Annotated in this window: 10 protein-coding genes; 7 read left to right on the plus strand and 3 right to left on the minus strand. The window is 64.0% G+C overall.

The genetic code is table 11. The annotated features are described in order from the left end of the window. The first annotated feature begins 341 nt into the window (after positions 1-341). Positions 342-959, plus strand: coding sequence for a recombinase family protein (locus D6T64_RS04475; protein WP_119972265.1), 618 nt, complete (start codon positions 342-344; stop codon positions 957-959). Between the two features lie 148 nt (positions 960-1,107). On the opposite strand, the gene D6T64_RS22510 is transcribed toward D6T64_RS04475, so the two are convergent. Continuing rightward, on the minus strand, positions 1,108-1,278 hold the full coding sequence (locus D6T64_RS22510) for a hypothetical protein (protein WP_158594805.1): 171 nt from the start codon (positions 1,276-1,278) through the stop codon (positions 1,108-1,110). Between D6T64_RS22510 and D6T64_RS04480 the strand changes: the two genes are divergently transcribed. Both D6T64_RS04480 and D6T64_RS04485 read left to right on the plus strand, forming a co-directional pair. Next, positions 1,271-1,804: a hypothetical protein gene (locus D6T64_RS04480; RefSeq protein ID WP_119972269.1), complete on the plus strand. Its 534-nt coding sequence runs from the start codon at positions 1,271-1,273 to the stop codon at positions 1,802-1,804. The two genes, D6T64_RS22510 and D6T64_RS04480, sit on opposite strands and share 8 nt — an antisense overlap. 143 nt (positions 1,805-1,947) lie before the next feature. Further along, complete coding sequence (locus tag D6T64_RS04485) at positions 1,948-6,819, plus strand: helicase (protein WP_119972272.1); 4,872 nt, start codon at positions 1,948-1,950, stop codon at positions 6,817-6,819. A 73-nt stretch (positions 6,820-6,892) separates the two neighbouring features. Here the strand turns inward: D6T64_RS04485 and D6T64_RS04490 are convergent, their stop codons facing one another. After that, entirely contained in the window at positions 6,893-7,231 is a 339-nt protein-coding gene (locus D6T64_RS04490) for a hypothetical protein (RefSeq protein WP_147364462.1), read from the minus strand. Between the two features lie 161 nt (positions 7,232-7,392). Between D6T64_RS04490 and mobF the strand changes: the two genes are divergently transcribed. Beyond that, entirely contained in the window at positions 7,393-11,190 is a 3,798-nt protein-coding gene (gene mobF / locus D6T64_RS04495) for a MobF family relaxase (protein WP_119972279.1), read from the plus strand. A gap of 35 nt (positions 11,191-11,225) precedes the next feature. Here the strand turns inward: mobF and D6T64_RS04500 are convergent, their stop codons facing one another. Beyond that, positions 11,226-11,450, minus strand: coding sequence for a DUF2188 domain-containing protein (locus D6T64_RS04500; protein ID WP_119972282.1), 225 nt, complete (start codon positions 11,448-11,450; stop codon positions 11,226-11,228). Between the two features lie 552 nt (positions 11,451-12,002). Between D6T64_RS04500 and D6T64_RS04505 the strand changes: the two genes are divergently transcribed. The 3 genes from D6T64_RS04505 (at position 12,003) to D6T64_RS04515 (ending at position 14,904) form a co-directional block, all read left to right on the plus strand. Then, positions 12,003-12,998, plus strand: a complete 996-nt coding sequence (locus D6T64_RS04505) for an Abi family protein (RefSeq protein ID WP_119972285.1) — start codon at positions 12,003-12,005, stop codon at positions 12,996-12,998. A gap of 97 nt (positions 12,999-13,095) precedes the next feature. Continuing rightward, positions 13,096-13,737: a hypothetical protein gene (locus tag D6T64_RS22180; RefSeq protein WP_147364463.1), complete on the plus strand. Its 642-nt coding sequence runs from the start codon at positions 13,096-13,098 to the stop codon at positions 13,735-13,737. A 45-nt stretch (positions 13,738-13,782) separates the two neighbouring features. Then, positions 13,783-14,904, plus strand: coding sequence for a helix-turn-helix domain-containing protein (locus tag D6T64_RS04515; protein WP_119972291.1), 1,122 nt, complete (start codon positions 13,783-13,785; stop codon positions 14,902-14,904). The last annotated feature ends 73 nt before the right edge of the window (positions 14,905-14,977 follow it).

Below are 14,977 nucleotides of genomic sequence, written 5' to 3' on the forward strand. Positions count from 1 at the left end.
CCTGACGCCGCCGACGAACAGATACCAAATCCTGACGCGCTAAACCCCATTGTCACCGGGGAAGACGCCCACATCGTCACCCCGGGAGACGTTCAACACCTGGTGAACGGATGGCGGGCCAGCTTCTCAAGTCCTTGACGCCCATCCACGAGTCCCGGCTCCAGCTGTCCCTACGTGTTCGTAAGAGGATCGTTCAACGAATGCCACAAGTTGTTTGCGCCGGCTCCGGAAACACGGGCCTTAATGCGGTTCAGTAAGGCTGTCCTTTAAGAATCCCGTAGAGGGGTGCCTATCTGATACTCTCTCAGGAGAGTGAGTAAAGAAAGTTAGGGGAGCGCACCGTGTTGGTTGGTTATGCCCGTGTATCCACGGTGATGCAGGATCTTGAGACGCAGATCGGAAAGCTCACTGCGCTTGGTGTCGACCCGAAGCGGATCTATACCGACAAGGGCTTCACCGGCAAGAATATGACTCGTGATGGGTTGGAAAAGGCACTGGCTGCCTGTCGCGCCGGCGACACGCTTATCGTTCCTAGCCTCGATCGACTCGCACGCAACGCGCTCGACACGTTGGAGATCATCAAGGAGCTTGGTGAGCGCGAAGTTATCTTGAGCAATAACGGCATGGTTTATGACCCGAAGGACCCGATGGCGAAGATGATCTTCACCATGCTTGCTTCCGTTGCCGAGGCTGAGGGCGGGTGGATTAGTCTCCGCACGAAGGAGGCCATGGCTAGGCCGAGCGTTCGGAGGAAATTGCGGGGGAGACAGCCGAAGCTCACGCCGAAACAGGATGCCGCTGTTGCGCTTCACTTCGCTGACCCGAAGACTGATATTTCGGAAATTGCGACGATGTTTAATATCTCGCGGAGCAGTGTGTACCGGGCAGTTGAACGGCACACCCGCCGGGAGGCAGCGGCCATAGACGCCATTGTCGAGCCTTCGAAATCGGGGGCATGATCATGGGCGCCGCGTGCCCGCGGAATCTCGCGGGTCTTGAGTGCTCTCGAATTGTTGAGTTGTTGCCAACGCTGTTAACCTCCTCGAAGCGCCCGTTTGGGGTGCAGGGGAGTGTCTTATGGCTGGCAAGGGCTCAAAGAGGAAAGTTTCAACCGCTCAAATCGAGTTCGACTTGTGGGGTGTCGATGAGAGCAGTGCGGATGCGCACCTCGAGGCTGTACGAACCGCTGAGCCGTCGCCGGTTGAGGTTGCCCTGGTCAGTGGCCAGCTGAGTTTTGATGACTTTTGGAATGAACAGGATGGTGGGACCGATGAACAAGTACGGGGCGCAGGCCAGGGATCACTGGGTCAAGGTGGCCCCGAGCCGGTACGCGGCGTTGCCGAACCCGGAGCAGTTCTTCGAGGAACTGGGCGAGCAGGTGCTGAGCCAGGTCGACGCCCTGAGCCAGACGATCGCCGGACCGGACCCGGCGGGGGAGAACTACCTGGAGAAGGCGGGCCGACTCACGATGGCGCAGAAGCAGGCCGAGGAGATCGTGCTGGCCGATCTGGTGTGGATCACCCCGGAGCTGTCGCCGAGCCAGGAACGGGACGAGTGGGAAGCCACCCGGCCGATGGACTCGGCACTGGCACGATGGGCGGACAGCGTGCAGGACAGCCCGGAGGGGGCGACCTCGACCTACGAGGAGGAGCTGGCGGCGGAGGAGTGGGCCGTGCCGGTGACCTTCATCCAGCAGCTGCTCGCGGCGGCGAACCCGAGCCGGTTCTTGACCGCGAACGCCGACACGATGAAGCGGGCGGCGGATATCCGCTACGAGAAGATCGCCCAGGCGCACCCGGAGTAGCCGCACCGAGCTTTACCCCGGGGAGTCAGGAGAGCCTCGCCCCCTCGGGAGCGAAAGCGCGTTTCGGCGCAAACGTCGCCGCGATCCGGCTCTCCCAGCAGCTGCGCGCCGAAGGCCGGCCCGCCACCGGAGACGAGCACCAGGTGCTCGCCCGGTGGTCGAGCTGGGGCGCCGTGCCCGACGTCTTCGACGAATACAAAGACAGCTGGGCGAGCGAACGCACCGAACTGAAATCTCTGCTCAGCGACGACGCCTACGCCGAAGCGCGCCGCACCACGATCAATGCCCACTACACCGACCCGGCCTACGTGCGCGAAATTTGGGCGGCCCTCACCGACCTCGGCTTTGACGGCGGCCAGGTGCTGGAGCCCGGTGCGGGATCCGGCACCTTCATTGGCTTGGCGCCCGAAGGCGCCCGGATGACCGGAATCGAACTCGATAGCACGACGGCCCTGATCGCGAGCGGCCTCTATCCGCAGGCGGAGATTCGCGCCGAGTCCTTCGCCGACAGCCGGTTCCCAACCGGATACTTCGATGCCGCGGTCGGCAACGTGCCGTTCGCGGACGTGCGCCTGCACGACCCGGCGCACAACGCCGGCCGGCACTCGATCCACAACCACTTCATCATCAAGGCCTTGGCGCTCACCCGTCCCGGCGGGCTGGTCGCCGTGCTGACCAGCCACTACACGCTCGACGCGCAGAACCCGTCCGCCCGCCGTGAGATGAACGCGATGGCCGATCTCGTCGGTGCCGTGCGGCTGCCCTCCGGGGCGCACCGCCGCGCCGCCGGTACCGACGTCGTGACCGACCTGCTGGTCTTCCGCCGCCGGGAGATCGGCGAGCCGGCCGTCTCCCAACTCTGGGAAACCGTCACCGCACAGCAGGTCGATGAGCGCATGGTGAAGATCAACTCCTATTTCGACCAGCGTCCCGAAAACATCCTCGGCGACGTGCATGTCGGCACCGGAATGTACGGCAACGACACCCTCACCGTGACAGCCGCTGACCTCGCAAACACCCCGGTCGACCTCCGCACGGCCCTCAGTGGTGTCGTCGCCGATGCGACCGCAGCCGGCCAACGGATGACGGCGCGCAGCGCTCACTCGGAGCGCGCGCTGGCGACCTACCGGCCCGCGGAACCGACCCAGTGGGATGGCACCATCGTCGACCAGCACGACGGCACCTTCACCGTCGTGCGCGCTGGCGTGCACACCGCGCTCAAAGTTCCGAAGAATGCGGCCACCGAACTGACCGCGCTGCTCGGCCTTCGCGACGGCACCACAGCCCTGCTGGCCTTGGAAGCGGCGACGGTCGATGACACCGATGAGATCGTCGACACCCGCGCCATCCTCCGCACCCGGTATGACGACTACCAGACCCGCTACGGCCCGCTCAACCGCTTCACCCTACGTTCCACCGGCCGCGACGACCCGGACACGGGCGAAGCGGGGACGGCTCGCATCACCCCTACCCCGGCCCGTTTGCTGCGCGCCGACCCGTTCGGGCCCCTCGTGATGGCCTTGGAACGCTTCGACGAGGAACGGCAGACCGCGTCGCCGGCCGCGATGCTCAAACAGCGTGTCGTCGCCCAGCGTCTCATCGCCCAGGGCGCCGATACCCCCGCCGAGGCGATCACTCTGAGCCTGGATCGCACCGGCCGCATCGACCTCGACTCGATCGCGCACCTGCTCGGTCAGACCGAAGCGGATGCCCGGGCCGGCCTTGGCGAGATGGTCTACGACGACCCCACCACCGGAAACCTGATCCACGCTCCCGAGTACCTCTCCGGGGACGTACGGATCAAGCTCGACGCCGCGCAGGCCGCCGCTGAGACCCAGCCCGAGCGGTTCGCAGTGAACGTGGCGGCCCTGCAGGCGGCCATGCCGGAGAAGCTCACCATGGAGCAGATCCAGGCAAGGCTCGGCGCGGTGTGGGTCGACGCCGACACTCACCAGCAGTTCCTCCGGGAGCTCCTGCGCGATCGCAGCATCCGTGTAGAAAACCCGATGCCGGGAATGTGGGAGGTGCGCGGCAACCGGCAGACACTGCGCGCCACCAGCGAGTGGGGCACCGTGCGCCGGCCGGCGACCATGCTCACTCAGGCGCTGATGGAGCAGAAGCCCATCACCGTCTTCGACGAGTACGAAGAGATGGGCTCGAAGAAACGGGTCGTGAACGCCCTGGAGACCACGGCGGCGCAGGAGAAAGCCGACCAGCTGCAGGAACGATTCGGCGAGTGGGTCTGGGAGACCCCGGAGCGGGCGGAACGCCTCACCGATGAGTACAACCGCCGTTTCAACTCCATCGCGCTCCGCGACTACAGCCATGAAGGCGACTACCTGACGTTGCCCGGGGTTGCGTTGAACTTCGTCCCGCGACCACACCAGCGCGCCGCGGTGGCGCGGATGCTCTCCGAACCCGCCGTCGGGCTGTTCCACCAGGTCGGAGCGGGCAAGACCGCAGAAATGGTGATGGGCACCATGGAGCTGGGCCGAATGGGCCTGGTCACCAAACCGGTGGTCGTGGTGCCCAACCATATGCTCGAGCAGTTCGCCCGCGAGTGGCTGCAGATCTACCCGCAGGCACGCATCCTGGCCTCGTCGAGTGACGACCTCGCCGGCGACAAGCGCCGCCTGTTCGTCGCCCGCGCGGCCGCGAACGACTGGGACGCCATCATCATGACGCGCACCGCGTTTCAACGCATCCCCCTGTCGCCGATCGCCGAAGCCGGTTACATCAGCCGGGAACTCGACACCCTGCGTGCGGTGTTCGAGGAGGCGACCGGCGAGGACGCGATGAGCGTCAAGCGCATCGAAAAGAAGCTGCTGTCACTGGAACAGACCTACAAGGACCTCACGGACAAGCCCCGCGATGCCGGAATCACCTTCGAGTCGACCGGAATCGACTACGTCGTCGTCGACGAGATGCACGACTATAAGAACCTCGCCACCGAGTCAAGCATTCAGGATGCCCGCATCGCCGGTGCGGGCCGGGCCACGGACCTGCACATGAAGCTGGAGTACCTGCGCTCCCGGCACGGTGACCGCGTCGTGACCGTGGCCACGGCCACACCTCTGGCCAACAGCATCACCGAGGCCTACGTGATGCAGCGCTACCTGCGCCCGGACCTGCTCGAGAACGCCGGCATCGGCCACTTCGATGCCTGGGCGGCAACGTTCGGACAGACGGTCACCGAGATGGAGATGGCACCCACCGGCGGCGGCAACTTTCGGCTGAAGACCCGGTTCGCGAAGTTTCAGAACGTGCCCGAAATGCTCCGGATGTGGCACGTCTTCGCCGACGTGAAAACCGCCGAAGATCTCAAACTGCCCACCCCGTTGTTACGGGAACGCTCCGACGGGCAGCGGGTGCCCGAGAATCTCGTTCTGCAGCCCGGGCCCGAGCTTGAGGCCTACATCGCCGACATCGGCGAGCGTGCCGAACGGGTGGCCAACAAGTCGGTGCGCCCCGAAGAAGACAACATGCTCAAGATCTCCACAGATGGCCGGAAGGCCGCCCTGGACGTGCGGATGGTCGGCGGAGACCGTCCGAACGGGCCGACGAAGATCGACGCTGTCGCGCACCAGGTGCTGCGCATCTGGAACGAGACGAAAGACCTCTCGTATCTTGATGACGTGACGAAGGAGCCGTCACCGACGCCGGGCGCGTTGCAGCTGGTGTTCAGCGACCTGGGCACGCCGAAACCCGACCGGTGGAATGCGTATGACGAGCTGCGACTGAAGTTGGTCGACGGCGGGATGCCGGCCGAGGCCATCCGTTATATACACGAAGCGAAAACCGACCCCGACAAGGCGCGGCTGTTTGCGGCCGCGCGGGCCGGCCATGTGGCCGTACTCGTCGGGTCGACGGCGAAGATGGGCGTCGGGACGAACGTGCAGGCGCGCGCGATTGCGCTGCACCATATGGATTGCCCGTGGCGGCCGGCCGACATTGAGCAGCGCGACGGGCGCATCGTGCGGCAGGGCAACCAGAATGCCGAGGTCGGGCTGTACCGGTACGTCGTCGAGCGCAGTTTCGACAGCTATATGTGGCAGACGGTGGAGCGGAAGGCGAAGTTCATCTCCCAGATCATGCGCGGTCGGCTCGACATGCGCGAGATCGAGGACATCGGCGATGTTGCGCTCGGCGCGGCGGAGACGAAGGCGCTGTCGTCGGGGAACCCTCTTCTGATGGAGCAGTCCGTCGCGAACAATGACGTGTCGAGGCTGCAGCGCCTCGAGCGGGCCTGGCAGCGCAACCAGACCAACCTGGTGAGCATGCGCGTGAACGCGAGCAGTCAGGTCGGGGCGCTGGACCGCGACATCGGCCTGCTGACGGCCGCGCTTCCGAGCGTCGTGGACACGAGCGATGACCTGTTCCGGATGACGGTGGCCGGCCGGCAGTACGGCAAACGCGCTGATGCTGGAATCGCGATCGGGGAGTGGGCGGCCCGGAACGGCGTGCGGTACCTGCCCACGAACGCCGATCGGAAGCTGGGCGAGTTGGGCCAGGTTGGCGGATTCCCAATCGACGTGGCCTCACGTACGTCGCTGGGTCAGGTGCACATTGTTGCGGAGCTGCGCGGGGTTCCGGGGGCGAGCGTGACCGTGCCGAGGAACCAGTTCGCCGAGGCGGGGGTGGGTCTCGTGCGGCAGCTCGAGAACCGGGCCTCGTCGTTGCCCAAACTGATCACCGAGACCCAGCAGAAACGGGTCGATGTCGAGGCGACGATCACCGAGGTGGACACGCGTGTTGGTGACCCGTTCAAGCACGGTGCCGACCTCCGCGAGGCGCAGGAGCGGCAGGCCCGAGTGGTGGCAGGTCTGGCGGCCATGGCCACTGAGCAGAACCTGCGGGCCGAGGGGACGGATGCGCCGGGTGTAGATGGTGCCTCGGCTGCGCGCGAGCGCATCAAGGAACTCGCCGCGCGAACCCGTGCTCAAGCCGACGAGTATCACGTCGACCCGGATTCGGCACCGCGCATCGGGCCGATCTCGCAACGACCGCGGGTGTAACCGCCGAGCGTTATCCCCACCGCACGCGCCCGGCCCGGCGCGTCACACATCAGTGACGTCCGGGCCGATAGACCTACGAGGTTGAAGTCTGGGGGAGAGCGGGAGCCGCTGGTGTCGCAGTGGCGAGGGCGCGTATCCGCTTTACTTCTTTGGCCGGGAGGGCCGTGAGATCGGCGACCCGGCTGGCGTTTTCGCCCAGATCGAAGAGACTCGTCAGGGTGTTGCCCATGGTGTTCTCGAGGGCGGCGAGTTGGACGATCAAAGCCTCGCGCTCGTCACCGGCGGTGAAGAACTCCGCGAGCGTTGCTTCGATCTTGTTGTCCCGCTCTGCGCGTACCTGGTCGACCCGGGTGCGGGCGAGGCGTGCTCGCTCCCGAGCGTCAATCTTCTTGCCAGTCTGTCCAGTTGCCATATCAAGCACTCCCATCGAACGTCACGTAGATCAAACTTTTCACAGATCTCACTAGCTCCAAAACGACACGCCAAAACCAAAGCAAGTAGACACACCTCTTGCACTAATAGTGTCTGGAGAGGATTCAGGCATTAACCTGTCTGAAAGGAGGTGGTTTCGCCATGATGACCGTGCATGTTCTTCACGCCGGTGATGGCTACACCTACCTGACCCGCCAGGTCGCGGCGGGGGACCATTCCGTGCGCCGCGGTGAGGATCTCACCGAGTATTACACCGCCGAGGGCAACCCGGTCGGCCAATGGCTCGGGTCGGGTTTAGCCAACCTCGGCGTCTCCGGTGTGGTCTCTGAAGAGCAGATGCAGGCCTTGTTCGGCGACGGACTGCACCCCGATGCGGAGGTCGCCATTCGGGCCGCCGTCGCCGGGGGAGCGACCCCGGAAGACGCCGTGCAGGCATCCCGGCTGGGCCGCCGGTTCCCGCGCATCCAAGCGATAGCGGACGGCTGGGATGACGCCGTCGCCGACGCGTACACCGAGTTCACGGCCACGAACGGGCGCAGTCCCGAACCCGGCGTCGAGCGGGATCTGATCCGCTGGAACATCGCTGCCGACCGGGTCGCCACCACGTTGAAGAGGGCGGCAACGGATGCCGAAGTGGCCACGCATCTCTCACACATGGGCAAGGCGCCGCGGCAACCCGTCGCCGGATACGACCTGGTGTTCACACCGGTGAAGAGCGTGTCCGTGCTCTGGGCGCTCGGCGACTTGGAGACCTCCGCGCGAGTGCGGGAGGCCCACAACGCCGCATGGCAGGCCACCGTCTCCTGGCTCGAAACTGAGGCTGGCGTCACCCGGGTTGGTGCTGGCGGGGTAGCCCAGGTCGACACCCACGGCTTTGTCGCGACTGCATTCGAACACCGCGATTCCCGCACCGGGGACCCCAATCTTCACACCCATGTCGCCGTGTCGACCAAGGTGCAGGGCCTTGATGGGAAGTGGCGTTCGCTTGACGGGCGGGTGCTGCACGCGCTCGGTGTTGCGGCATCCGAACGGTACAACACCCTCGTCGAGCAGGAGGTTCGGAACCGTCTCGGGGTGACCTTCGTGGATGAGACGCGGGGCCGGAACAAGCGCAGCGTGCGGGAGATCGCCGGCATCAGCCGGGAGCTGCGCGACTCGTTCTCCTCCCGCCGTGCGGCCATTGAAGACGCCTACGAAACCCTCGTGCAGGAGTACGTGGCCAAGCACGGGCGCACCCCGCCGAAGCCGGTACAGCTGAGCCTCGCCCAGCGCGCAACCCTCGAAACCCGGGAGGGCAAGAGCGCTCCGAAGAGCCTGACGCGGCAGCGCGCCGAGTGGCGGCTGGCCGCGATCAGGATCATCGGCGAGGTCGCCGTTGACACGATCGGGACGACGGTCCTGCAACGACAGCAGCTGTCGGTGCAGGACGAGATCCTTGCGGCGCTGAGTGTCGACGAACTGGCCGATCGGGTGCTGCACACGGTCGAGGACAGCCGGGCCACGTGGCGTCGGTCGCACGTCGCCGCGGAGGCCCAACGCATCGCCCGGGCGTTCGCGAACGTGCGCCCCGGCGTCGACGCGCAGCAGATTGCCGATGCGGTCGCGCACGCCGTCATGGTCCGCGTGATCGCCGTCACCGCGCCGACGCTCAACCCGGTCCCCGAGGCTTTGCAGCGTCAAGACGGCGAATCCGTCTACCGCGTACACGGGACGGAACGGTTCACTTCGGCGCGCATCCTCGCGATTGAAGACAGCCTGATCGACGCGGCCCGCACCGTCGCCGGCTTCACCGTTGACCCGGCCACCTTCGCCGCCACAGTGGAGACGTTGAACGCTTCGAGCTCATATCCGTTGGATGCGTCCCAGATGGAGCTGGCCCGCCGTTTCGCCTCCGGTGGCCGCCTCCTCGAGGTGGGAATCGGGCCGGCAGGAACGGGCAAGACCACGGCGATGCGGGCGTTTGCCCGCGCTGTCGAAGCCGGCGGTGGCCGGGTCCTGGCGTTGGCCCCGACTGCGGCCGCATCGACGGTGCTGGCCGAGGAAATCAAGGTAGAAGCGGAGACGGCGCACAAGCTCGTCGACGTGCACCGTAACGGGTCACCCGAGCAGCAAGAGTCCGACCAGTTCCGCATCGACCGCAACACCGTGCTGCTCATTGATGAGGCCGGTATGGCCTCGACCCCGTTGCTGGCCGACGTGCTGGCGCTCGCCCAGCAGCACGGAGCCACGATCCGCCTCTTGGGGGACCCGGCGCAGCTGGCCGCAGTCGAATCCGGTGGTGCCCTGCGCCTGATCGAGCAGCGCGTGGGCGCCAGTTACCTCGACCACGTGCACCGCTTCATCGACGCCGACGAAGCGGCCGCGTCCCTGCTCCTGCGCGAGGGGGCCAGCAGCTCGCTGGACTTCTATGTCACTGCGGATCGCACGCGGGGCGGCATCCGTCAGAGCATGCTGGAAGAGATCTACGTGGCATGGGCGGCCGATCGCGCCGATCACCAGCACTCCATCATGGTCGCGGGCACCAACGAAGAGGTCGCCGCGCTGAACGCGCGTGCTCGCCTGGACTTGATCGGCCAGGGCTCTGTCGGAAAGAGTGGGGCGTTGCTGCATGACGGGAACAAGGCCGGCCTGAATGATGTGATTGTGACGCGGCAGAACGACCGGAAGTTGCGCTCCAACCAGGGCAAGGACTTTGTCGCCAATGGTGATCTGTGGACGGTTTTGGGCGACGAGGGCGGCGACCTGAAGGTGAAGAGCCTCCGGCACGGGGGAGTGCTGACTTTGCCGGCCGAGTATGTGGCCACGCACGTTGAGCTTGGTTATGCGGCCACGATCAACCGGGTGCAGGGCATGACCGTGGATACCTCACACATTCTTGTGGACCCGCAGTCGACTTCTCGCGAGCAGCTGTATGTTGCGGCGACTCGGGGTCGTGAATCCAACCGGATGTATGCGGTTGTGGAAGAGACTCTCGAGGTGGATGCCCACGCTCCCGACCACCTGCGCACTTCGATCATCGATGCCCTCACCGCGGTGCTCGCGCGCGAGGGTGCAGAGAGGTCTGCGACCGAGGAAATCCAACGCGAGCAGGATGCCGCGGCGAGCCTTGCCACGTTGTTGCCAGCGTATGAGGATGCGCTTGTTCGGGTCTACGACCCGGATCAGATTAGGCGGATGGAAACGGTCCTCCGCGAGGTGCTCGACGCCGATATAGCCGAACGCATCGTCAACGACGATGCGTGGACACATCTCGCGAGCCGGCTCGCGGCACACGAAGCGCGCGGTGCCGACGTGCGCGCGCAGCTGGCCGCGGCCGTGCGGGCCGAGGATACAGAGCTCGACTCGACCGTTGAATCGTTTGCGAAGATTTATCATCACCGCGTCGGAGTGCCCGTGGCTACGAAGGGCGATGGTGCGCTGCCAGCATGGGTGGCCCCGCCGCCTGCCGGGGTCGCCGGGGACAACCGCGAGGTCCGCGACTGGCTGCACGCCCAGGCCGGCCTCATCCAGGATCGAACGGCGGCGCTCGTCGATGCTGCGGTCGCGGCGCCGGAACCGTGGAGTGCGACCCTTCGACCCCAGCCAGATGATGCTTCTCTGCTGAGAGCGTGGCGGCGTGACCTCGGTAACGTGCTCGCCTTTCGCGACCTGAACCAGGTCGCGGATGCCGAGTCACCGCTCGGTGCGGTCCGCCCCGACGACGATGCATATGCGGTCGCGGCCGTATCCCTCGAGCGCCTTCGCGTGATTGATGACCATGCGGCAACCGAAGCAAGGCATCGAACCGCCGAACTACGGCAGCGCCTGTCCGGATCCAGCACTACAGAGGGCAACGTTGATGCCGCCGAACGCGTCCGGCGGATTCGCCAGCGCGAAATTGACCCCGACGAGCAACATGACGTGCACGCTGCCCGGTTACGGCACGGACCCAAGATTTAGTCCGAGTCCTGCGGCTCCTCAGATTTGTAAGAAAGTTACCCCTTCGGGGGGAAACTGTCATCGCCATACGTGTTTTTCGCCCCGATCGTGCCGTCGAGTTTCGTGATCACGTGTTCGACCCCTCGGTCTATGGCCATGTCACGGCCCACAGATTGTTGCTCCGCTTTTGTACCCCCAGAGTGAGCGGCGCGCGAACTGCCCTCGACCTTGCTCTTCCACACGCCGTCCTCGTTGTAAGTGCGAATGTCGCCTTTTGCCATTTTCAGAACCAATCTGTTCGAATCCCGGACGGTAAAAGTTTGCCGATTCCATGATGGCATCCGGGTCCGACAGTGCTCTGACCTCGACGAGCGTCGTTGGGTGTTGTACGTGTCCCGGGGTGACGACTTAGGCGTCTTCCCTGTTAGGGCGTGTCTCCTAATGTGTTTAGCCGGAGTAATGGCCCGGAGGACGAATCCGCCTCCGCTCTTACTCCTTGGGGAAAGCGCATTGCCGGAGTCCGCATCCAGCCCCTCTTGACTCGATACGTGTCATGAAAGATATGATATAAATATCATTTATCGACTCAGAATGGAGACAGCGATGCCACGAACTCCCGGCGCGACGAACAAGACCCCGAGAGAACTCAGGGCAGAGGCGAAGCGTCTCACCGAGAAGGCCAAGTACATCGAGAAGCTTGCCGCATCGAAGAATAAGAAGTAAGCCATCCCGCAGCAACTCGGAGTGCCGGAAGCGGCCGTGGTACGCTTTCAATATCACGATCAGCCCGCTCGCCTCACGGCTCGGGCTGATTTTCTTTAACTGGGGGACTCGTGGCTGAGTACACAAAGAAATGGTTGTCGGTCGACGAACAGGTGGACAAACTCAAGTCACGCGGCGTTGAGGTGCGAGACCTGGAGAGCTGCCGCGGGCTACTTCAGGCCGTGGGGTACTACCGCCTCACTGGCTATCTCTACCCGTTCCGCGAATCGGAACCATACGTGGATGACGCAGGTCGGAGCCGTTTCCATATCCTCAACCGCTATCGCGCGGGCACGTCGGTCGACGATGCAGCTGCTCTCATCGATTTTGATCGTCGTCTGCGGATGCTCGTCCTCGAGGGTATCGAGAGGATTGAGATCTCTTTTCGCATGCAGGTCGGGTACGTGCTGGGCAGGCAATCGGCGTTCGCGCACGCTGACCCCGCTAACTTCGTCGATTCGTTTACGGAGGCGCCGATCGACAGTGTGACGGGCGAAACTTTGCCGAGTAAGCATGAGCAATGGCTCGAGCGCGTAAAAGCGCGCCAGGCAGAGTCTGACGAAGCGTTCGTCGCCCACTTTCGCCAGAAATACAACGACGAGATGCCGATCTGGGCCTTGACGGAAATCTTGGAGCTCGGGCATCTGGGCCGGCTCTACTCAGGGTTGAACAACTCGTTCGCGACGGAGATCGCGGCAGCTTACGGGGCGCCTTCGAAGAAAGTGATGGGCAGCTGGATCTCCAGCCTGAACTATGTCCGGAACGTCTCTGCACATCACGCCCGGCTCTTCAATCGCAAGTTAGTCAGCGCGCCGGCCCGCCCCAGTCATGGACAGGTTCCTCTTCTCGGCCATCTCAAGGATGCGGCGTCCGCGAAACAGGTGTTTGGCCTGTACAACGCTCTGGCGGTGATGTCGTATCTGCTCCGGTCGATCGACGCGAATAGCGGGTGGTCGGCCCGCGTGGTCGACCTCATGGGTTCATTTCCCAGTTCCGCCTATCTAACTACCGAGTCGATGGGGGCGCCTGAGGGCTGGTCGGACCTCGAGCTCTGGCGCGCGCAGTAGACGGCGCTAGCTAACGAGCTGCGACACACCAACCTTGTTCAAGAATCCCATCCTCAATCGAGGTAGACTTTATTGAACCCAGGCGAGGAGTTTTCCCATGACCGTTATCCACGAACCGCGTTCGCGCGAGGAACTCGATGCTCTCCTCCTTCCGCGACATCTAAACAGCCACTGCGTCGAGGTTGCGCTCGGACAGGGCGCCGCGGAAGCTAGTACGTGGGGCGCTGGCGCTCCAGCATCCGCTCCCGAGTATGCCCGTTGGGCACGCACCGTCGAGCACCTGCATAACGAGCTCATGGCAGCCGGAATGAAAGTCCAGCGCCGCAACCCTCAGAACCTTCCGGTGTGGATCCATGTTGACAGCGGTCACGGGCTTGTTGTCAGCAGTGGGGACCCCTACACGGGGCTGTCCGAAGGCAAGTCGCCGAAGACACGTAATCCAAAGGGGGCGCGGTTCCTGCAGTCTGTCAGCCCGTCTGGGCAGGCATCTTTCTTCAGTGTGGTCGCAGAAAGCGGCGACACCGTGGACCTAGACGACATGTGGGTTTTGCTCTATCACGAGGCTGGCGGACGGGTGAACGCCGAGCTCTCGTCTCCAATGGGCGTTGAGGGTGAGCGCATCGTCAGCTGGACGACCCGAATCCTGATGCCACCCTACGACCTCGCCACGAACGCATTCTCATTCGAGGATGGTCGAGACGAGCAAGACCTCGGCTTCATCGTCACGCGCCGCGCTTAGTCACGCATCCCCCTCCCCCGACCTCTCCCCTTACGGACTTTTATCGTGTCACGCAATTTTCAACACGAGCGCCTCGCGGCAGCTCGTGACATCCGAGGGCGAACAGGCAAGAGCATTGCCGAAGCCGCCCAGATCTCCGACGAGTGGTTCTCGGCGATCCTTCGAGGTCGTAAAACCCCTCAGCCAGAAACGGTCGCCGCGTTCGCCAAAACGTTGGACTTCCCCGAAGACTTCTTCTTCCGCCCGATCGAACTCGAACCGCCAGCGGATGCCTTCCATTTTCGTGCCTCTTCGCGTCTTGCCAAGAAGGACGAAGGCGCAGCGCGGGGCCTCTCGGTCATAGCTATGGAACTGTGCGAGTGGATGGATGAGACCTACAACCTGCCCACAGCGGCCGTTCCGGAGCTTCAGGATCTTGTAGGCGGCGACGTACCTCTTGAGCCCGAGCAGGCTGCAGAAAGCCTTCGCCTTGAATGGGGCCTCGGCTACCGCCCCATCAAGAATCTCCTCCAGCTCATGGAAGCTAAGGGAATACGCGTCTTCTCTGCGGGCGGCCCGATCAAGGCGATCGATGCGTTCTCCTTCCGCAACGGGGCGACACCAGTCGTTTTCCTGAACGTGCACAAGAGCCTGGAGCGCATTCGTTTCGACCTCGCTCACGAACTGGGGCACCTGGTTTTGCACAGTGGGTCGTTCAATGTGGACGCGGGGCGCCAGAAGGAACAGGAAGCGAACGATTTCGCGGCTGCATTCCTTATGCCGCGAAGCGACGTTTTAGGTTCCGTACGCGGGAATATCTCAACCGAGCGGGTGCTTGACCTGAAATCGCGGTGGGGGGTCAGCGCGATGGCACTTACCTTTCGCCTTCACAAGCTTGGCGTTCTGTCCGAGTGGGTTTACCGCATGCAGTGCCAGCAACTTGCGTCCCGCGGCTTCCGCAGCGGTGAGCCGACGTCCATCCTGCGCCCCGAGCAGTCGAGCCTCTTGACTCAGCTCCTCGACGATCTCCGAGGTCGCGGAAGCGGGTTTCTCGAGATCGCACAAGCAGTCAACGTGCGAAGCCAAGATATCCGGGATCTCACGCTCGGATTAGTGCCGCCCAGCACTGGGCGACCGGAACAAGCCCCAGGTATCGTTCACCTGAGCGCCGTGAGAAATCTCGCCTAGATCGTTCCGACGCGCGGATTGTTAAGAAGCTCCAGCCGTTCGGGGTCAACCGAACCCGTCGAATTCGCTTTCG

The sequence above is a fragment of the Cryobacterium melibiosiphilum genome, from assembly GCF_003602235.1.
Lineage (GTDB): Bacteria > Actinomycetota > Actinomycetes > Actinomycetales > Microbacteriaceae > Cryobacterium > Cryobacterium melibiosiphilum.

What these genes read in the sequence shown, in the direction of transcription:
- D6T64_RS04480 (WP_119972269.1), top strand. Translation starts at nt 1,271, where the DNA reads ATGAACAAGTACGGGGCGCAGGCCAGGGATCACTGGGTCAAGGTGGCC.
- mobF (WP_119972279.1), top strand. Translation starts at nt 7,393, where the DNA reads ATGATGACCGTGCATGTTCTTCACGCCGGTGATGGCTACACCTACCTG.
- D6T64_RS22180 (WP_147364463.1), top strand. Translation starts at nt 13,096, where the DNA reads ATGACCGTTATCCACGAACCGCGTTCGCGCGAGGAACTCGATGCTCTC.
- D6T64_RS04500 (WP_119972282.1), bottom strand. Translation starts at nt 11,450, where the DNA reads ATGGCAAAAGGCGACATTCGCACTTACAACGAGGACGGCGTGTGGAAG.
- D6T64_RS04490 (WP_147364462.1), bottom strand. Translation starts at nt 7,231, where the DNA reads ATGGCAACTGGACAGACTGGCAAGAAGATTGACGCTCGGGAGCGAGCA.